This is a genomic window from Halobacillus sp. ACCC02827 (genome assembly GCF_030291935.1).
Classification (GTDB): domain Bacteria; phylum Bacillota; class Bacilli; order Bacillales; family Halobacillaceae; genus Halobacillus.
On the sequence record NZ_CP128168.1, the window covers coordinates 195,293 to 214,574 of the forward strand.

General features: G+C 46.9%; 17 protein-coding genes. 11 read left to right on the forward strand and 6 right to left on the reverse strand.

Features of this window, described 5'->3' with window-relative positions; translation table 11 throughout:
- Window positions 1-37: 37 nt before the first annotated feature.
- Complete coding sequence (locus tag QRD89_RS01155) at window positions 38-838, forward strand: helix-turn-helix transcriptional regulator (RefSeq protein WP_051349003.1); 801 nt, start codon at window positions 38-40, stop codon at window positions 836-838.
- Here the strand turns inward: QRD89_RS01155 and QRD89_RS01160 are convergent.
- The 3 genes from QRD89_RS01160 to cudC all read right to left on the reverse strand — a co-directional run bounded on the left by QRD89_RS01160 (window position 776) and on the right by cudC (window position 4,433).
- Window positions 776-2,011, reverse strand: coding sequence for an MFS transporter (locus QRD89_RS01160; RefSeq protein WP_286096125.1), 1,236 nt, complete (start codon window positions 2,009-2,011; stop codon window positions 776-778). The two genes, QRD89_RS01155 and QRD89_RS01160, sit on opposite strands and share 63 nt — an antisense overlap.
- Before the next feature lie 124 nt (window positions 2,012-2,135).
- Window positions 2,136-3,719, reverse strand: a complete 1,584-nt coding sequence (locus QRD89_RS01165) for a high affinity choline transporter 1 (protein ID WP_369815279.1) — start codon at window positions 3,717-3,719, stop codon at window positions 2,136-2,138.
- A gap of 159 nt (window positions 3,720-3,878) precedes the next feature.
- Window positions 3,879-4,433 (reverse strand): choline uptake/conversion transcriptional regulator CudC, encoded by a 555-nt coding sequence (cudC, locus tag QRD89_RS01170; RefSeq protein ID WP_008635826.1) that lies wholly within the window; start codon window positions 4,431-4,433, stop codon window positions 3,879-3,881.
- Between the two features lie 479 nt (window positions 4,434-4,912).
- On the opposite strand from cudC, the gene cydD reads away from it, so the two are divergent.
- Together cydD and cydC are read left to right on the forward strand one after the other, a co-directional pair.
- Complete coding sequence (gene cydD / locus QRD89_RS01175) at window positions 4,913-6,637, forward strand: thiol reductant ABC exporter subunit CydD (RefSeq protein ID WP_026578847.1); 1,725 nt, start codon at window positions 4,913-4,915, stop codon at window positions 6,635-6,637.
- Window positions 6,637-8,343, forward strand: coding sequence for a thiol reductant ABC exporter subunit CydC (gene cydC / locus QRD89_RS01180; protein ID WP_286096126.1), 1,707 nt, complete (start codon window positions 6,637-6,639; stop codon window positions 8,341-8,343). The genes cydD and cydC overlap by 1 nt, the downstream gene beginning before the upstream one ends.
- A 77-nt stretch (window positions 8,344-8,420) precedes the next feature.
- Here cydC and QRD89_RS01185 read toward each other — a convergent pair whose 3' ends face one another.
- Complete coding sequence (locus QRD89_RS01185) at window positions 8,421-8,762, reverse strand: hypothetical protein (protein WP_153017450.1); 342 nt, start codon at window positions 8,760-8,762, stop codon at window positions 8,421-8,423.
- A gap of 129 nt (window positions 8,763-8,891) precedes the next feature.
- Here QRD89_RS01185 and QRD89_RS01190 point away from each other — a divergent pair, with 129 nt between their 5' ends.
- The 4 genes from QRD89_RS01190 (at window position 8,892) to QRD89_RS01205 (ending at window position 13,395) form a co-directional block, all read left to right on the forward strand.
- Entirely contained in the window at window positions 8,892-9,848 is a 957-nt protein-coding gene (locus QRD89_RS01190) for an MBL fold metallo-hydrolase (RefSeq protein WP_286096127.1), read from the forward strand.
- A 136-nt stretch (window positions 9,849-9,984) separates the two neighbouring features.
- Complete coding sequence (locus QRD89_RS01195; protein ID WP_008634935.1) at window positions 9,985-11,697, forward strand: hypothetical protein; 1,713 nt, start codon at window positions 9,985-9,987, stop codon at window positions 11,695-11,697.
- An 80-nt stretch (window positions 11,698-11,777) separates the two neighbouring features.
- Window positions 11,778-12,155 (forward strand): carbonic anhydrase, encoded by a 378-nt coding sequence (locus tag QRD89_RS01200; RefSeq protein ID WP_008634933.1) that lies wholly within the window; start codon window positions 11,778-11,780, stop codon window positions 12,153-12,155.
- A 118-nt stretch (window positions 12,156-12,273) separates the two neighbouring features.
- Window positions 12,274-13,395 carry an NAD(P)/FAD-dependent oxidoreductase gene (locus tag QRD89_RS01205; protein WP_286096128.1) on the forward strand — a complete coding sequence of 374 codons (1,122 nt, stop codon included), beginning with the start codon at window positions 12,274-12,276 and terminating at the stop codon, window positions 13,393-13,395.
- 38 nt (window positions 13,396-13,433) lie between these two features.
- Here QRD89_RS01205 and QRD89_RS01210 read toward each other — a convergent pair whose 3' ends face one another.
- Complete coding sequence (locus tag QRD89_RS01210; protein ID WP_008634926.1) at window positions 13,434-13,853, reverse strand: VOC family protein; 420 nt, start codon at window positions 13,851-13,853, stop codon at window positions 13,434-13,436.
- A 142-nt stretch (window positions 13,854-13,995) separates the two neighbouring features.
- Between QRD89_RS01210 and QRD89_RS01215 the strand changes: the two genes are divergently transcribed.
- Complete coding sequence (locus QRD89_RS01215) at window positions 13,996-14,214, forward strand: hypothetical protein (protein ID WP_008634923.1); 219 nt, start codon at window positions 13,996-13,998, stop codon at window positions 14,212-14,214.
- A 91-nt stretch (window positions 14,215-14,305) separates the two neighbouring features.
- Here QRD89_RS01215 and QRD89_RS01220 read toward each other — a convergent pair whose 3' ends face one another.
- Window positions 14,306-14,968 (reverse strand): type 1 glutamine amidotransferase domain-containing protein, encoded by a 663-nt coding sequence (locus QRD89_RS01220; protein ID WP_008634921.1) that lies wholly within the window; start codon window positions 14,966-14,968, stop codon window positions 14,306-14,308.
- 213 nt (window positions 14,969-15,181) lie between these two features.
- Here QRD89_RS01220 and QRD89_RS01225 point away from each other — a divergent pair, with 213 nt between their 5' ends.
- From QRD89_RS01225 to QRD89_RS01235, 3 genes are all read left to right on the forward strand, one after another.
- Window positions 15,182-15,517: an ArsR/SmtB family transcription factor gene (locus QRD89_RS01225; RefSeq protein WP_008634919.1), complete on the forward strand. Its 336-nt coding sequence runs from the start codon at window positions 15,182-15,184 to the stop codon at window positions 15,515-15,517.
- A gap of 14 nt (window positions 15,518-15,531) precedes the next feature.
- Complete coding sequence (locus QRD89_RS01230) at window positions 15,532-17,589, forward strand: heavy metal translocating P-type ATPase (protein WP_286096130.1); 2,058 nt, start codon at window positions 15,532-15,534, stop codon at window positions 17,587-17,589.
- A 150-nt stretch (window positions 17,590-17,739) separates the two neighbouring features.
- Window positions 17,740-19,230 carry a UDP-N-acetylmuramoyl-L-alanyl-D-glutamate--2,6-diaminopimelate ligase gene (locus QRD89_RS01235; RefSeq protein ID WP_286096131.1) on the forward strand — a complete coding sequence of 497 codons (1,491 nt, stop codon included), beginning with the start codon at window positions 17,740-17,742 and terminating at the stop codon, window positions 19,228-19,230.
- Window positions 19,231-19,282: the final 52 nt, after the last annotated feature.

Sequence of the window (19,282 nt, forward strand, 5' to 3'; positions counted from 1 at the left end):
AATGATGACAGAATGTGGGAGCGGAGGAGGAGCTGTCATGATTGTAGAGAATGCGCATGGGTTATTTCTTCAAAGGTACGACGGATTGGGAGAAAGAAGTTGGAGGAGAGACGATTGTTATAAGTTTGTCTTCTCTCCATATGGGCAGAGCTGCTACCAGACAGAATCGGGCGACTTGGTCATTGATAAGGAGCAGTTTGTCCTGTTTAATCCAACTATGAAACATAAGCAGTGGAAGGCAGATGAAGAAAAGTTCCTTGTAGAAATCCGTCCTGAATTTTTGATGGAGACCGCTAGAGAGCTTGGCTACCCATCGGAATCCCCGGAATTCGCCGCTCTTCCTTATCGGCAGGAGCCCGTTCATCAGTGGGTATCATTCGTCCGGTCATTTTTGAAGTCGGAGGGGGGAGATTCCAGCTCCCTGTTTGTGGAAAACAGTATGGTGCAGCTTGCAATCCTCCTGCTTAAGTATGGACTTGGCTCTCACCGACATGACGTAGTTTTAACACAAAGCGTTGATCCGTTAAACCGGGTGATGGATGCACTGAAGGAAGGCTACCGCGAGAACTGGACGCTTGGAGATATAGCGGAAGTCGCTCGTATGGATAAATACCAGCTCTCTCATCTATTTAAGCGGGAGAGCGGGGTCTCTCCTTATTCATGGCTTCAGATGTACCGCTTGTTCAGAAGTCAGCAGGATCTGCTTCATACGAAACGATCCGTCTTAACGATAGCAACGGAACACGGGTTCTCAAGCATTGCGGTTTATAATCAATTATTTAGACGTATTTATCATCAGACGCCGACGCAGTTTCGTAAACGGCACGCCTTTACCTAACCACGAAGCCACACATAAAAAGACGATACAGCAGCCACTTATAATCATAAGTGTCTGAATGGACAGGAAAGTCGAGAGCAGTCCAAAGAAGGCAAGGGAAATGGTATTTGCGGCATACAGTAGAACGGCATTTGTACTGAATGCTCTTCCCATCTTGGACTCCGGCACGTATTTCTGCAGTAGATAGACCCGGGAAAGGCTTGCAACAGGAATACCGATGCCGATAAGGATCGTGCCAATGACAAACTGCTCCGGTTTATAGAAAGCGCCGTAATACAAAATACCGGTTCCCCAAACGGCTGCACCGATTACATAGTGGTGCAGCCCCCATTTCTGAATGAATAGCGGGGCGAGAAGATTGGTTATAATGACGACTGCACCGAATACTCCTTGAATTCCGCTGTACCACAGCTCCCCGTCCGGGCCTGCCTCCATAAGGGCGAGCAGCAATCCCACCTGCCATACCCACGTATTCATAAACACCGTATAAAACGTGAAGAAAAAAAGGCTTCGGATAGACGGCATTCTTCCCGCCCACTTAAGAAAGGATCCGACAGAAGGCGCGATGGAACGGATCGAGAACTTTGTACTTCGCTTTTCTACCATTATGATCTGCGCAAGGCATAGGACACTCCATACATAGGTCAACGCATCTAAACTGAAGAAGTGGACCACTCCCATGGTTTCAATGATGACGATGGATAGAAGAGGCGTCCCTATTGTAACGCCTCTAGTCATGGTGTCGTAAAGGCTGTTGGCGGCAGAACGTTCTTCCTCCTTTGTAATCATAGGCAGGACAGCACGGTGTGCCGGATTGAAGAAACAGCCGATTGACTGGAGAAGAAAGCTGATGATAAGAAGAGCGCCGTAGGACAACGCATCTGCATAATGGAGCAGCAGGATGGACGCGACCATGGGAATACGGAGGAGATCCAGGATGATCAACAGCTTCTTTTTGGGCAGGGCATCCGCTACTGCTCCGCCGATTAATCCGAAAAGTAAATAGGGAGCGGTTTCTGCTACTGCCATGGCTGTCGTATGGGCCGCAGACCCCGTCAGGTCATGGGCAAGAAACAAAAAGGCCATTGCAGCTAAGCTGTCGCCAAGTCGTGATATGCTTCCGCCTAATAAATAAAAACGCACATTTCTGTTTTTCCATAGTATTCGATACATAACTTCACCTCATCTCCATCATAAGAAAGAGTGGAGTGGGCGTCTGTATGTATATTGGTGGGATATGTTCAATATTTCATCAGGTGATATAAAAAAGCACCCGGAAACCCGGGTGCTTCTGTTGTTACGCGTTATTTTCTTGTCGTTTGTGTTCCGGCAGGATGAGTGACCGCGGAGCACATTTCTTCTTCGTCAATTCAGAGACGATGAAGATCATAAGGAAGGCCGCGATACATGCTGTCGTACGGAATGGGAAGAGGACGATGCCGTCTTCGATCATCGGGTACGGTAGGAATGCCGGGAGACCTAGTGCTGGCTCTCCGCCTCCAAGACGAAGGAAGAGGGAAACCGCAAAACCGGCGATCGATCCGTAAAGGTTGGCATTCTTATAAAACAATGCCATTGTCAGTTGAGGGAACAAGATTGTGTAAACAAGGTCGGAGGCCAGATACCAGAGAGTGTAGACACTCTTTACGTTCAAGGCGATAATCATGGATCCGACACCAACGATGATGATGGTACGCTTAATGACTTTCTTCAGTTTGTCTGAGTCTGCATTTGGGTTGATCAATGGACGATACACGTTCCAGGATGCCATAGAAGAGGCAGATAGGATCGAGGAGTCCATGGATGACATAACAGCAGCTGCAAGTGCACCAAGTCCGATGGCTGATACCAGTTCAGGAGTCAGATATCGAAGAACGTGCGGCAAAATGACAGATGCGTTTTCAGGCGTTGGGATACCCATGGATGCCCAGTCGATATTGACTCCAACGACACCGATCAACACAGCTGGAATGGCAGCGATGATACAGATGACACCTGCTGTGATGGAAAGCCACATAGCTGTCTTCTCACTTTTAGCGGAAAGGACACGCTGGAAATATACCTGCCAGGCAATTCCACCGAATATAAGCAGCAATGCGTAGTCGATCCAGTTCCAGAAGTAATTGCCCCATTCAGGGTCCTGCCAGCCGTTCAGTGGAGGGAACAGGTTGGCGTAACTTCCGAACTCTGTTTTGTAACCGCTCCATGCGGCATCCAGTCCACCTACATGTCCTAATGTGAAAGGCACGACCAGGATAAGACCGATGAGCAGGATAGCCATTTGGAACACGTCTGTATATGCAACGGCCCACATACCTCCGGCTACAGTATAAGCGATAGCGATGATACCGGAAAGAATGATGGAGGTAGTGAAGTCGATATTCAGAATGGTTCCAAACGTTGTACCAAGTGCTGTCAGGATAGCGGCACTCCAGAACATCTCACCAAGGAGCGCAGGTAGGTACAGAACACCTGCCATTTTCTTACCAAAACGTTGTTCAAGTGGATCGAGGATGGTCATGAATTCATAACGGCGCATCTTACGGGCATAGAAGATACCACCAATGATCAAACTTAGTGCATAGCCCCAAGGCGCCTGGGCCCATACGATTCCGTCGGCATAAGTGGATTCCGCCGTCCCGTTGATGTAACCACCACCGACCCAGGTAGCGGCCATTGTAAACATGGCGACGCCGAGCGGCATGCTGCGGTCAGCGACCATCATGTCTTCGAGAGATCCGGATTTTTTAGTAGCGAAGATAGCACCGATGTAGTAAACGAGGGCATAAAAGGCAATCATGGCGATGAATCCGCCCCATTGGATGTTTTCATTTGTGAAGGCGATGTAGAGGACAAATATACCTAACAGTGTTGCAAGCAAAATAGCCGGTCCGTTCTTAGCCAAGAAGGACTTCGATTGATTTGACGGTTGCAATGATATCACTCCTTGTAGTTTTTTGAATTTTCTGCAAATCACAGCGCGCATACGTCTCCCCTGAAATAACATGTTCTGTTATTTTTGAGAGGCGCATAGAAACAATTATTCTTCAGAATCAATAGGGATGTACTCGAAAATCTCTCCACTTTCTATGGAATCGACTAACTTCAACAGCCATTTATAATAAGGCTTGGATCCTTCCAACTGACGGTGGATCCGCTCTGCTTCAAATCTGGTGTCCTCATCAATATCCGTAGAATTCATGATCATTTCCAGTTCAGCTTGTGCCTTTTTTACGGCATCCATATTGATCTTAGCTTCTCTGATCCATTTTCTTGAGAAGAAATTGGAGAAGAAGTTGAAGAAATCTTTTTCTGCGACAAATGTCTGACGGCGTGTTCCTTTTCGGAATGTCTGCTTGACGATGCTGTAGCTTTGGAGCTTCTTCACTCCTGTGCTCATGCTCGGCTTACTCATTCCGAGTTTCTCACGCATTTCATCGAGGGTCATGTCCTTTTCGAAGTACATCGTTCCATAAAGGGTTCCGGCACTCCGCGTCACGCCATACAAATCCATCGTTTCTGCTATGGAGTCGATGACTAAGGCTTTGGCATTCTCGATGACGTCTCTGGAGTCATCTTCATGATTCTTGGTCATTAAAAACCTCCTCGCCACGCATGCAGTAAAGTTCATTAAATTTTTTCTTTACAAACTTATCTTAACGAATATAATCTGCTTGTCAAAATTTAATCTTTTTTGAATATGTACTGAGCCTTGCTATCCCATAGGTTATACAAGATTCATTTTTATTTTTCCTTTGACAGCAAATTATAAACATGTTAATGTTGAAAATTTGCAAAAAATTAGCTGATAATGTCGAAAAAAATAGGGAATAGTCGAAAAAAGCATGAAAAATCATAAAAAAAGATAAATACTTCCTGTAGAATGACCTCCCATTCCCCCTTTTATTCGTAAAGGGAAAAGAAAGGTATGACAGTGTTTGGAAAAGGGGACGATGATACAGAATTGTCACAAAATCCGGCGCCTTTTCTTTAGAAACCGTCAAAGATATGAATTATAATGTAGATAATGTGAAGTTTTTCACAAAAATGCATATAAGGAGCTAATGAACAGCTATGAAGCAACTAAGCCGTGTAGCTTTTCGTAATAAAGGTGTGCTATGGGCATTGATTGTAACCTCCTTCCTGATCGGGGCAACCATTATTGGTCAATCCTATTTCTTCGTAGCGATTGTCGACCGGATCTTTCTCGGTAACGAAAGCTTCGGGGAGATTGTGCCGCTTCTTGCGGGCTTATTACTGGTGTTGGCAGGACGCACATTCTTCACATGGTGGAACGGAAGAATTGGAGTGAAAATGGCAGCAGATTCGAAACGATATTTTCGCAGGCAGGTGCTGTCTAAGTTCACCAGGAATCCGCTGCAGTCCGCAATGGAAGGTCAATCCGGGCGTAAAGTAAGTGTCCTTATGGATTCCGTAGATGAAATCGACGGTTATTATAGTAGTTATCTGCCACAAATGATTCAGACGATGATTATTCCTTTTATGATCTTGATTGTTGTATTTGCGGAACATTTATATTCTGGATTGATCATGATCATTACCGCACCGTTTATTCCATTATTTATGGCGATTATCGGCGTGATGACAAAGAAGAAATCGGAAGAACAAATGGAGAAGCTGTCTGCCTTCTCCGGGAAATTCCTCGATACACTGCAGGGTCTTACAACGCTTAAATTGTTTGGACGTTCCAAACAGCAGGTGAAGGAAATTGAAACAAGCAGTCACGGTTTTCGGGATGCCACGATGGAAGTATTGAAGGTGGCGTTTGTATCCTCTTTGATGCTCGAATTTATTTCTATGTTAAGCATTGGACTGATTGCATTGGAAATTGCAATTCGATTGGTCGTTTATGAACAAATATCCTTCTTCTCCAGTTTCTTCATTCTTATACTTGCTCCGGAGTTTTACTTAACATTAAAAGATTTCGGCAGCGCGTTCCATACAGGGAGAGGGAGTGCCGGTGCCGCCAATCAACTGGCTGCGGAACTGGAGAAAGAGGAAGAGGACTTGAACTGGGGAGAAGAAAGGCTGGTCACTGATGCTCCTCCGCTTATAGAGTTCAAAGAGGTCTCTTTTCAATACGGGGAAGGGTTCTCTCTCCAGGACCTTAACTTAAAATTACCGTCAGGAACGCAATTGGCGATTGTGGGAAAGAGTGGCGCAGGAAAGACGACCGCTCTCCATATGTTTGCGGGTCTCGTAAAACCTCAGAAGGGCGAAATTATTGTAAATGGAAAATCATTATTTTCTTATCATGAGGAAGATTGGTTTAGACGTGTCAGTTACATTTCCCAGAATCCGTATCTATTCTCCGGGACAATGGCAGAGAATATCGCAATCGGTGACAACGGTCGTCACTCGATGGAAGAGATCAGGGAAGCGGCGCGTAAGGCCGGTATATCAGATTTAATTGAATCGCTGGATCAAGGGTATGACACTCCTGTTGGAGAGGGAGGGCGCGGCCTTTCCGGCGGGGAAAAACAGAGGCTGGCAATCGCACGGGCTTTTCTGAAGAAACCATCGATCATCTTGTTTGATGAACCGACAACCGGCCTTGACCTAAAGACGGAACGGGTTCTTCAGCATTCCATAGCTGCATTGGCAGAGTACTCTACGATCATTACAGTGGCCCACCGTCTGCACACCATCAAAAACGCTGACCAAATTTTATTTCTTGATAAAGGGGAACAGGTTGGCCTCGGGACCCATGAAGCGCTGCTTCAAGAGGTTCCTGAATATAGACGGATGGTGACTGTACAGAAAGGAGACAGCACGTGATGAAAGAATTGAGAGAAGTCATCCACCTGGTCGTCAAGGAAAAGAGAGACATCGTCTTATCTGTTCTTTTCGGATTTCTTGCCGGAATGTCCGCGGTGGGTCTGTTTGCCTCAAGCGGCTATCTAATTTCCCGTGCAGCACTGATTCCACCGTTGTACGCCTTGACTGTCATGATTGCTTTCTTGAAACTGTTCGGCTTCGCCAGAGCGCTTGGCAGATATGCAGAGCGGTATTTTTCACACAGGGCTACGTTTACCATATTGAGTAATATCCGTTTAGCATTCTATAAAAAACTGGAGCCTCATGCACCCCGGATTTTTCGGAGATATCGGAGTGGAGACTTATTAGCCAGAATAGTCGGGGACGTTGAAAGCCTGCAGAACTTCTTTCTGCGCGTTTACTATCCGCCGGTCGTCCTTGTGATTATCTTCCTTGCAACGATCGTATTCACGGCTATTTTCAGCTTGCCTGTGGCGCTTGTTCTGTTGGGTGGCCTTGTTGTCACCGGCCTCTTCATCCCGTCCTGGTATGCAGTAAAGCAGCGGAAGTTAGGGAGCCGTGTGCGAACCGCTCGCGGGGCTCTGTCCACTGAAGCGACAGAATTTCTGTATGGATTCCGGGATTTAAAGATTTATCAGCAATTGGAAGGAAGAGAGAACAGCTTGCGTGAGGCAGCGGGAACGTATATTCATGAACAGGAACGGGACGGAAAAGCGATGCTTGCCAGTCTGTCATGGAACACAGGAGTATCCCTTATCGTCTCCTGGGTTGTGCTAGGCGTCGGGGCATATCTTGTTGCCCGAGGGGATCTCAATGGTCTTTTCCTTGCCATGCTTGTCATGATATCGTTGACGGTTTTTGAAAATGCGACACCAATGGCCGTTCTACCTTCGCATCTGGATGACAGCAAGCGTGCAGCGGAACGACTCTTTACAATCACAGAGGAAGAGAGTGTACCTACTACGTCCGAGTTAAACGTTGAATCCGGTGCTCCAGCCATCGAATTTGAACATGTCGATTACACGTTTCCTAATGAAGAAAGAAAGGCTTTATCCGACGTGTCCCTCTCTATTCCGGCCGGATCCAAGACGGCCATCGTCGGAGCGAGTGGGTCGGGGAAGTCTACATTACTGCAGCTTATGCTTCACTTTCAGCTGCCAGATCAGGGGAGTGTAAAAGTGAACGGCGTGCCGATCGAGCAGGTTAAGGAAGAGAGCGTATGGGCGCGGAGTAATGTGGTTCTTCAAGAAAACCACTACTTTTATGGCACAATCGAAGAGAACTTGTCCATTGCAAGGGACGGTTTGACACAGTTGGAGATGAAGCAGGCTTTGAAAGATGTCGGGCTGGATTTTTCTCTTGAACAGGTCGTTCTTGAAAAAGGGGAAAACTTGTCCGGCGGAGAGAAACAGCGTCTTGCAATTGCCAGAGCATTTTTGAAAGGGGAGAAGTGGTGGATGCTTGATGAACCAACCTCTTCCGTTGATGCTTTGACAGAACAATCTATTTATAAGCATCTCTATCAGAAAGCCGAGCGTGATACGGTCATCCTTGTTAGCCATCGTCTGTCCGGCCTGGAGAAGATGGATCAAATCATAGTGATGGACCAGGGTATGGTGGTAGAAACAGGGTCTTATGAGACATTAATGAGAAAACGAGGACATTTTTACGAATGGAAGCAGGTAGAGAAAGACATCTTTTTGTAATACCAAAAAAAACCCCCTCCGGCTTTGGAAGCGGAGGGGGTTTTATAATGGAGATAAGATTCATAGGGCGAGATAGGTCAATAATAGTATGGGTACGGGTAGGAATAATAAGGATACGGTGCGTAATAGGGTATAAGCGCGAGGGTAGCGAGTCCGGCCAATGGAAGCAGGACATTTTGGAAGCGGCGGGCTCTCCAATAGCCGTACTGGCGTTCACCGGTGTTGTCCTGCCCCTCATTCCTATCCACATCTTCACTGACAAGCATCGTCACCTGATCCGGAGTGACGTCGGTGATGATCCCGTTTAACGTTCTTCCGTCCTTCAGTTTGACGTTGACGTGATAGTACTGGTACCTCGTGCATTGTTCGTAAGTAGGTTTCATTTGCTCGGGGGAGGACATGTTCTGATTTTGCTTCACTTTCACCAACTCCTCAGAAACCATGATATTCACCTAGTTCGGGAAATGTGACACGTATTCTGAGAGAAAACGTTACCAATGTGACATGGTTTTTTGTAGAATGGAAGTGATTGGAAGGGAGAGGGGTAAATGAAGAGTCCATGGAAACTTGCAGAAGATACGTATGTCATTGATGGTATGGATATGGGATTGGAAGGTCGCACAGGTACATATGTGCTGACAGGAGAAAACATCGTCTTAGTTGAAACAGGAGCGAGCTTGTCCGTAAAGGAAGTCAAGGCGGGGCTGCAGGAGTTGGATATTTCCCTGGATCGTGTGAAGACCATCATACTTACACATATTCATTTGGACCATGCAGGTGGGGCAGGACTCCTGTTGCAAGACTGCCCGAATGCGGAAGTGATCGTCCATGAGAAAGGGAAACGACACCTGATCGATCCATCCCGATTGATCCAAGGTGCAAAAATGGTCTATGGAACCAAGTTTAATGAGTTGTTCGATCCTATCGTACCAATACCGGAAAGTCGTTTGTGTGTAAAAAAAGAAGGAGAAACAATGCCCCTGTCCCCCGAACGGGTGTTGACCTTCTACGATACACCGGGACATGCCAAACATCATCTTGGTATTCACGACTCGCTGACGAACGGAATATTTACCGGCGATACATGCGGGATTCGTTACCACCAAACAGATGATCACGGATTGATCTTTCACTTACCGACGACCTCTCCGAATCAGTTCGACCCTGGAGCGATGGAGCAATCTATAAGAATGTTTCGGGATTTAAATCCAGACAGGCTTTATTTCGGCCATTTCGGGATGGGGGAAGATCCTGATCAAACGTTTGACCAAGTGCTTGAATGGCTTCCCGTATTTACGAATACTTCCTATGAGATCCTTAGTGATGGAGGAGGAGTACGGGACATTCAAACCTCCTTGATGAATAAAGTTTCATCATTCTTAAAAGAACACGGCATACCTGACGATCATCACATCTATACTATATTGAAATTGGATATGGAAGTATGTGCCATGGGACTGGCTGACTATTGGATGAATACAGGGAAACAAACAGGTTCTTCTTAATGGCGATAATCCGAACGGTCCTTCCAATTCGCAAAAAAGTGGGCGGCCGTTCGGATTTTTCGTACTTGCTTTCATGTGAAAAGTGAAACTTCATGGAGGGATGAAACGTAAAGAAATATATAAGGGGGAAGTACATATGCTTGGTATGTTACTTGCGTCGGTATTATCATTTATTCTCTATTTCATACTGACGATCATTGCTTATTTCAAAAACAGAATGCGTAGAACGAAGATTATGAAAACAGGCATCGGCCTGTTCGTGTTCGGTATGGTTGTCATGGTCATCGTTGTTTATGTTTTCATGCCTACGATTACGATTCCAAATCTATTAGTACTGAATGCGATTGTCGCCATCGTACTCGTACCTCTTGTCTATGGGGGAGCGAAAATACCGGTTTCTATGCCGGCAGCAACCCGGTCGCTTACCGGAGGAGTCGTTCTCCTCGTTGCTGTGGCCATCCTTGCTGTATTCGTATACAGCATCATCGCTTTGCAGACGTCTCACGATACGATCACGCAGTCCCAAGAGGAAGAAGCGAAGCCGTTGAATGAAGAAAACACGCCGATTTCCGTAGCACCTGAATCGGCGCGGAACAAAGTTCAAAAAGCGATGAGTGTCGTTCCGAACACACAGTTTTATGATCTTGGAAAACTACAGGCTCAACAGGTAGATGGAGAAATCGTTTATATCGCACCTGTCGAATTCTCGAGTTTCTGGAGATACTTCCGAGGAAAAGAAACGGAAGGCTACTTCTCTATCTCAGCGACGAACATCAATGCGCAGCCGGAATTTGTGGAAAGTAAGATGCGGTACACGAACTCCAGCTATTTCCAACACAACGTGCAGCGGGCGGTATATAATAAACACCCGAATTACATTCAGAGTGGAGAAGCGCAAATCGAGGTGGACGATGAAGGGAAACCTTGGTATGTCCAAACCATATACAAACCGTTGTTCTTCTCGAATCGTCCGGATATGGACGAGATTAAAGTAGCAGTTGTCGATCCGGTATCCGGTAATGTGAAAACCTATGACTCGGCAAAAGCGCCGGAATTCATAGAGGGATCTGTCAGCTCGGAGTTAGCGGCATTGGAGAACGAATACTTTGGTAAATACATTAATGGTTGGTTAAACTCAATTTTCGGAAAGAAAGATGTCAAAATCCCGAATGAATCCGGAACAGAAAGCAGCGTCACTCCGATCTTTAACGAGCAGGGAGAAATGTTTTATTTCACCGACATGGCCTCACCGAAAGAAAACATCGACTCCGCGCTTGGTTATACGCTTATTCATGCCAGGACCGGTGAGCTGACTTACTACAATGGTCAAAAAAATCAAGGGATCATGGACAGCAAAGGTGCTATTCAAATTGTAGATAAGCAGTATCCGGAGAAGAAATGGACCGGAACGATGCCGGTGCTCTATAACGTAGACGGAGAACCAACCTGGATCGTCAACGTATTGGATCCGAACGGTTTGTTCAAACAGTATGCGTACATCAAAGCATCTGATTCCGATTTTGCCGTTTTCGGTGATACAGCGAAGCAGACCTTGAATGCATATCGTCTGCAGGTTGCACAGGATCCAAGTAATGTGGAGGGAAGCGAAGCGGTTGATTTGTCAGAAAAGAGCGGTGTCATCAACCGGGTCTTGGTTACCTCCACGGAGTCCCGTCAATCGGTGCAATTCCTTCTAGAAGGCGATACGACGATTTATACCGTTACGACGAGCAAAGCGCCTCTCGCTATATTCCTGAAAGAGGGAGACCAGGTCGAGATGCAGGTGCGTGTTCGTGAGAATGGTACAGGAACCGTAGAAGAGATGCAGATCGAGGGAATCACACAATAAACGGAAGCAGCAGGTTGATCGTACCTGCTGCTTTTTTTATGTGGTAAAATGGGTAACAGATAACTATAGGAGGGATTTGTATGTCAGAATTTGCTACAGCAATAAATTGTATGGATGGAAGAGTTCAACTTCCTGTCATCAAATGGATGCAGGAACAGTATGGTGCTCCGTATATCGACATGATTACAGAAGCTGGACCGACCAAATACCTGTTGGAAGGGACAGAAGACCAGCTGGCTGCCGTTAAAGCCAAGCTTCGCATTTCTGCAGAAAACCACGGTTCCGGAGTACTTGCCATCGTAGGTCACCATGACTGTGCCGGTAACCCTTGCCCTCGTGAAGAGAAGGAAGAACAGATTAAGAAGGCTGTGGATTTGGTTCATTCTTGGGACCTCCAGTTGAAAGTAATCGGCCTCTTCGTCAATGATCAATGGCAGGTAGAAACAGTAACGGAATAAAAGAAATGCTGAAAACCCGGAATCCTCCGGGTTTTTTGTTCGCCTGCATTGGAGCAGGTTCCCATCCTCTTATACAATGGGGTTGGTTTTAATAAAAGAGGAAAAAGGTGTTGGAGGAATGAAAAAATACATTGTTGTAGGCGGCGGGGTCCTTGGTGCCTCGACGGCCTATCATTTAGCAGCGGCCGGTGCAGATGTGAAGATTGTAGATCGGAAGGACCGTGGGCAGGCGACGGATGCTGCGGCCGGGATCGTTTGTCCGTGGCTTGCTCAAAGAAGAAATAAACGATGGTATAAACTTGTTAAGGGCGGTGCCGCCTATTATCCGGAATTGATCCGTCGTCTGGAAGCGGATGGGCAGACAGAAACCGGGTACCGTCGTGTCGGGGCAATCGGTCTGCACACTGACGAAGAAAAACTGCAAAAAACGTTGGATCGAGCATTGAAAAGAAGAGAAGATGCTCCTGAAATGGGGGAAGTTACAATCATTTCCGAGGCAGAGACGAAGCGTCTGTTTCCACCCCTTAAAGAAGGATACAAAGCCGTTCATGTAAGTGGAGCAGCGCGGGTGGACGGGCGTGCTCTGCGTGATGCTCTGCTTGCTTCGGCAGAAAAGCATGGAGCGGAGTGGATCAAAGGTGAGGCACAACTGTCCTATGATGAGGAGCGTGTGGATGGTGTACACGTGAATGGTGATTTCCACGAGGCCGATGCTGTACTCGTTACGGCCGGTGTATGGGCGAAGGACCTGCTCGAACCGCTGGGGATCAACTTTCTCGTGCATCCCCAGAAAGCACAGATTGTTCATTTAAAGCTCAGCGAGGAGAGAACGGAGGACTGGCCTGTGGTCATGCCGCCAAACAATCAATACATGCTTTCTTTCGGAGCTGGAAAATTGGTCGTTGGTGCTACGCATGAAACGAAAGCAGGCTTCGATCCGCGGGTCACTGCAGGGGGGCTTCACTATATCTTCGATAAAGCGCTTGACGTAGCACCCGGCCTTTATGATGGAACCGTAGTGGAGACAAGAGTCGGTTTCCGCCCGTTCACGCCGGACTCTCTGCCTGTATTCGGTGCCCTGCCTTCGCACGCAGGATTGTATGCAGCTAATGGCCTTGGAGCCTCAGGTCTTACCTCAGGTCCTTACCTCGGAGCTGAGCTTGCACGCCTTGTCTTAGGAGAGCAGACAGAGCTGGATCCTGCAGATTTTGATGTCCAAGGTGCAATCGGCGAAAAATAAAAAAAGAAACCCCTGTGCCGTTCGAAACGGCGCGGGGGTTATTTTGTGTCTGGATAATCACAATACTCAATAATGGTACCTTCTGTATCCACCGGGTTTAAGTAGATTAAGCGGCGACCGTGCTTGTTTGTCCGCATCGTCCCATCCAGAGTGCGGATTCCCTGCTGCTCTAATTCCTTCAATGCAGCGTCCAGATCGCCGACATCATAGGCAACATGATGAACGCCTTTCCCCTTTTGTTTAATGAAGCGTGCGATGGGAGAAGTAGTGTTGTTCGTAGGCATTAAAAGCTCTGTGCGCTGCCCGTGAATATCAATGATTGCAATTTCACTCTCCACGCCTTCTGCTTCGTTACGATACCGATCTATGAGCTTTCCCCCAAGGGTTTCTGTATGGAAAGTTATACTGTCCTCGATGTTTCGTACGGCTATACCGATATGATCGAAACGTTTCTCCATGTGTCATTCTCCTTTATGTATGCTGATGATGCTTATTATTCTACCATATTCGAATGACCCGCCTCTTTTACGAGAAGGAAGCACAAACGTACAAGCTGATTAGTTCTATCTACATAGAGTAGGGTATGGGAGGTGAATAGTTATGCCTGCCTGGATCAATCGTAGTTTGAAAATTGTTTCTTCGGCGGTCTTTTATATTGTCGTGACGATAACGCTGCTTGGTGCAGTCTTTCACACATTGGTAACCGGATGGACGATTTGGAAAGCTGTGATGGTCGTCAGCCTGTTCGTTCTTTGGCTGCTTTCTTATATCATTCTCATCCAGAAACTGTATGGGTACTTGTTTGGTAAGCGGCAATAGACGGGCATCATAAGGAAGAGGCACCCTCGTTTAAGGATGGTGCCTCTTCAACACTTTGAAAAAAGGCATCCCAATGGGATGCCTTTTTGTCTTATTTGTTAAGGTGTTTGACTACTTCTTTAGCTACTGCCTCGGTAGATTGTGGGTTCTGACCTGTGATCAGATTGCCGTCTACTTCAACATGAGTGGACCAATTCGGGCCGGTTAACACCGTAGCTCCAAGCTCGTTCAACTTGCTTTCAAGCAGGAACGGCATGTACGCATCAAGCGTAGTGTCTGCTTCTTCTGCATCTGTAAATGCGCTGACACGCTTCCCTTTTACAAGAGGCTCACCACTGGACAAGGTCGCTCCTACAAGTCCCGCCGGGCCGTGGCAGACAGCTGCGACTGTCTTATCCGATTCATAAAAGCTGCGTAGTAGTTGCTGCAGCTTCTCATTGTCCGGGAAGTCAAACATCGTCCCGTGTCCCCCCGGAAGAAAGACAGCATCAAAACCGTCCGCTTCTACGTCGGAAAGTGGTAGTGTATCCTCCAGATGCGGTTTCGTATCAAGGATTTCCTGTGGCTCATCCTCACTGACACTTGCCGGGTCTACTGGAGAAAGGCCGCCTTTCGGACTGGCTACAGTCACTTCATATCCTTGTTTTTTAAATTCGTTATATGCTTCACCGAACTCGGATAACCAAATGCCGGTGGTTTTTCCTTCTGTAATTTGATCGTGGTTCGTTACAATCATTAAAACTTTTTTAGACATTTTCCATTTCCTCCTTCTTTGGTAGCGAATGGACTTCATATTCTAATCCCAAACTCTATTCCATGACAAATGATTTGTTTGAATAGGTGGGGCTGTTCTATTTTTACCCGGTAACAGCAATTATAAAACAGGCTCGTACCGCATTGACAAAAATGGAGAGCCGGCATACGATGAGTATATGAATATATGCGCATATAAGGAAGGTGTCGAATAGTGAGCAAAGAACATAATAAAGAAACCGCTCCTGATAAAGAGGTGGAGGAACTGGATGAGGAAACGCTTTTTGTTGTTTCCCAGACGTTTAAGGCGTTATCTGATCCTACCCGCATCCGCATTCTCCATCTGCTTTGTGAACAGGAAATGCCCGTAAACCAAATCGCAGAAACATTGGAATTAAGACAGTCGACCGTTTCTCATCAACTGCGTTTTTTAAAAAATCTGCGTCTGGTGAAGTATAGGAGATCGGGAACTACGCTTTTCTATTCAAATGATGATGAACACGTGATCGACCTCCTGCAGCAAACGATCAACCATGCGCTTCACCACTAAAGGGGAGTTTGATAATGAAGGAATACAAGTTGCAGGGGTTATCCTGCGCCAACTGTGCCGCGGAAATGGAAGCAGAGATAAAGAAGCTGGATAAAGGTCAGGATGCACAGCTTCTGTTTAATTCGAGTAAGCTGGTCGTCAGTGAACAGGTCGATTTGGATCGTGTCAGAAAAATACTCCGGTCGGACGGTGCGTCCATGATGGAAGATGGAAAACAGGAGTCCTCCGGTCCCAACATGCTGCACCTCGTCCTCCTTTCGAGCTTCATCTTTGCGGCAGCGCTTGCCGGAGGCAGCGTTCTTCCTCCTGCTCTATTGACTTTCTTATACTTGGCAGCCATAGCGGTCAGCGGGTACAGGACGTTCTTTAAAGGAGCGCAAAACCTGGTTAAGCTGAAGTTCAACATTGATACATTGATGACCATCGCTTTAGTCGGAGCGGTTGCTATTGGAGAATGGAAGGAAGCGACCCTTGTTGCAATTCTGTTTGGTTTGAATGAGTATCTGGAAGGCCTTGGGATGGAGAAGGCCAGAAATTCGATGGAACAATTGCTGAAGGTTGCCCCGAAACAGGCGACGCTGTTGATGGAGGATGGTTCTGAACAGGTCGTTTCAATTGAAGACTTGGTAAAGGGGGACCGGGTTATTGTTAAGGCCGGTGAGAAAATACCTTCTGACGGTAAGGTCCTCTCCGGATACAGCTCCGTCAACGAGGCAGCCATCACCGGTGAGTCGCTCCCTGTTGAGAAGGAAGCGGACCATCTGGTCTATGGCGGGAGTATCAACAATGAAGGGGCATTGATGATTGAAATCACGAAAAGCTATGATCAGTCCTCCTTAGCTAAGATTCTTCAGTTGGTGGAGAAAGCACAGGAAAATAAGACACCCACAGAGCTCTTCATCAATCGTTTTGCAAAATATTACACCCCTCTGATCATGGCTGTTTCTTTGCTTGTGATGATTGTTCCACCTGTTTTGTTCTCCGTTGCCTGGGGAGATGCATTCTACCAGGGGCTGGCCGTACTGATCGTAGGATGTCCGTGTGCCCTCATTTTATCTTCCCCGATTGCCATTCTATCGGGGATAACAAAGAACGCCCGAAACGGAATATTAATTAAAGGCGGAGCCATTCTGGAACAGCTCGGAAATGTCACCAGTATCGCTTTTGATAAAACGGGAACGCTGACGAAAGGAGAGCCGACGGTACAGTCAGTCAAGGTGTATGACGAGGAACGCTTCTATAAGATTGCCCGTGCAGTGGAGTCGCAGTCCTCGCACCCGATTGCTCGTGCCGTTTTGGCCGATCCCAAGGTTCGCGAAGCCCGAGGTTTAGAACCATCTTCTGTAGAGGCCGTTCCTGGAAAAGGCGTTTATGCCATGATTGAAGGCAGGGGGTACTATGTAGGTAGTGAAAAGACGTTGCGGGAACTGGATGTCACCCAGCAGCAGAAGGATGACATAGAAGAGTGTAAGCGCTCCGGTTACTCGCTTGTGATCATCTCTGATGAAAAATCCATTTTAGGCATGTTCGGCGTAGCGGATGAAGTCAGAGAGGAAAGCAGAAGTCTTATCCGCAAGCTTCACAAACTAGGCATTAAACACACAATCATGCTGACAGGGGACCATGAACAGACGGCCCGTAAAGTCGCAGCACAAGTAGGGGTCACCGATGTTCATGCCGAACTGCTGCCGGAACATAAAGTAGAGAAAGTGGAGGCTTGGAAACAGTCAAGCAAAGTAGCTATGGTTGGTGACGGTATCAATGATGCCCCTGCACTTGCCGTTTCGGATCTTGGTATAGCTATGGGGAAAGGGACGGACAGTGCTATTGAAACAGCGGATATCGTGTTGATGCAGGACCATTTAGGCAAACTGCCGAACGCTGTCAGGATAGCCAAGAAGGTGAACCGGATCGTGAAAACGAACATAAGTATTGCTCTCGGCCTTAAGTTGATCGCTCTCTTGTTAACGATCCCGGGATGGCTGACCTTATGGGTGGCTATATTGTCGGATATGGGTGCAACGATCCTGGTAACATTGATCAGTTTGACCGTTCTTATTACAAAGGATTGAACAGGACCCGCTGCCGGGACGTGCAGCGGGATTTTTATATCCGCGGAAAATAGTGGGGAGGTTTCCGCTTATTCTACGCTCCGTCTGTACATACTTTTCACACGAAAAGACGACGATAAAGAATATAACATTTTGTGAGGAAATGAAGCGATGATTATACGAAGGGAACATCTCAAACAATTAAATATACTCGAATGGTACGGACCGGAGGAAGCAATGGTGTCTTCTCTTGCTTTCCACTCTCAGCAAGTAAAGGAGAATACGGCTTTTTTCTGTATTAGAGGGGAGAACTTTGATGGGCATGCTTATATAGAGGATGCGTTGAATTCAGGAGCTTCCATGATTATAGGCAGTGCCCCCTTATTGTTAAAACAGTGGCAGGGAAAGGCGCCGTCTGTCATTTTCGTGGTGTTGGAAGAAGTTCGTTCTGCAATGGCCGTGGCAGCGAAAGTATTTTATAACCACGCAGATCAGGAGTTGAAGACAATCGGTGTGACGGGGACAAATGGAAAGACGACGGTTGCTGCTTATGTCCGTTCCCTCTTAACCCTGCTTGGAATGCGGACAGGGTCGATCGGTACAACAGGAATATGGACATCCCGAGGGAAATTGGAATATAAGAAAAGTACACCGACAACGCCTGAATCGATAGACCTGCACCGGATCTTCCGTGATCTTCGTAACGAAGCGGACGAAGCCGCTGTAATGGAGGTATCTTCCATTGCGCTCGATCAATGTCGCGTGGAAGGAATTGTTTTTGATGTAGCTATCCACACCAACTTTTCGGAGGAGCACCTGGAGTATCATCACACACTGGAACATTATAAAGCCTGTAAGCTCCGGTTGTTCCGTCAAGCTGATCATACGGTTGTCAATGTGGATGATGAAGGCATGTCAAAGGATCTGCTGGAGATGGATGGAAAGCACCGTTTGACATACAGTATCACCGGAGCGGAAGCAGATATTCACGCTTCCGAATTGGAAAGGATGCAGGAAGGATCAAGGTTCCGCCTGTCCTTTCAAGAAATGAGCGAGACGGTTACCGTTCCTGTTTACGGTTCTTACAATGTTGCAAACGTCCTGTCTGCTATCGCTGCAGCTATTCATTTAGGGTACGAGTTTCCAGCTATTCTTCGTGTGCTCCCCTTACTGGAAGGCCCGGAAGGACGATTTCAAGTTATTCCCATAGAAGATGGTCCGACGATAATATTGGATTACGCCCATACTCCTGTTGCGCTGGATAGACTGTTGGAGGAAGTGAAGAACTTGGAGCACAGACGTTTGATTGTCATGATTGCAGGAATTGGAATTCGTGATTTCAGTAAAATGCCTAAGATGGCTGCGACTATAGATGGACGGGCAGAGGAAATTGTTGTCACGGTCGATCATCCGGGATACCATGACCCTGCTGCTATCGTCGATCAGGTTATGACGGGGTTCTCCAATCCCGAAGCCGTTCATATTCATAGAACAAATACGCGGGAAGCAGGCGTTCGAAAGTCTCTATCCCTTGCAGAAAGCGGTGATATCGTATTGCTGACAAGCGGTTGTATCAACAATGCGCAAATCGTTAGAGGGGAAGAAATCCCTCATTCTGATGAAGCAATCATTGAAGAATTCTATGCTTCCGTCCTACGTTAAAACAGGCGGATTCTCTTTTAAAAGGGGAATCGGCTTGTTTTTTTATGGGAGG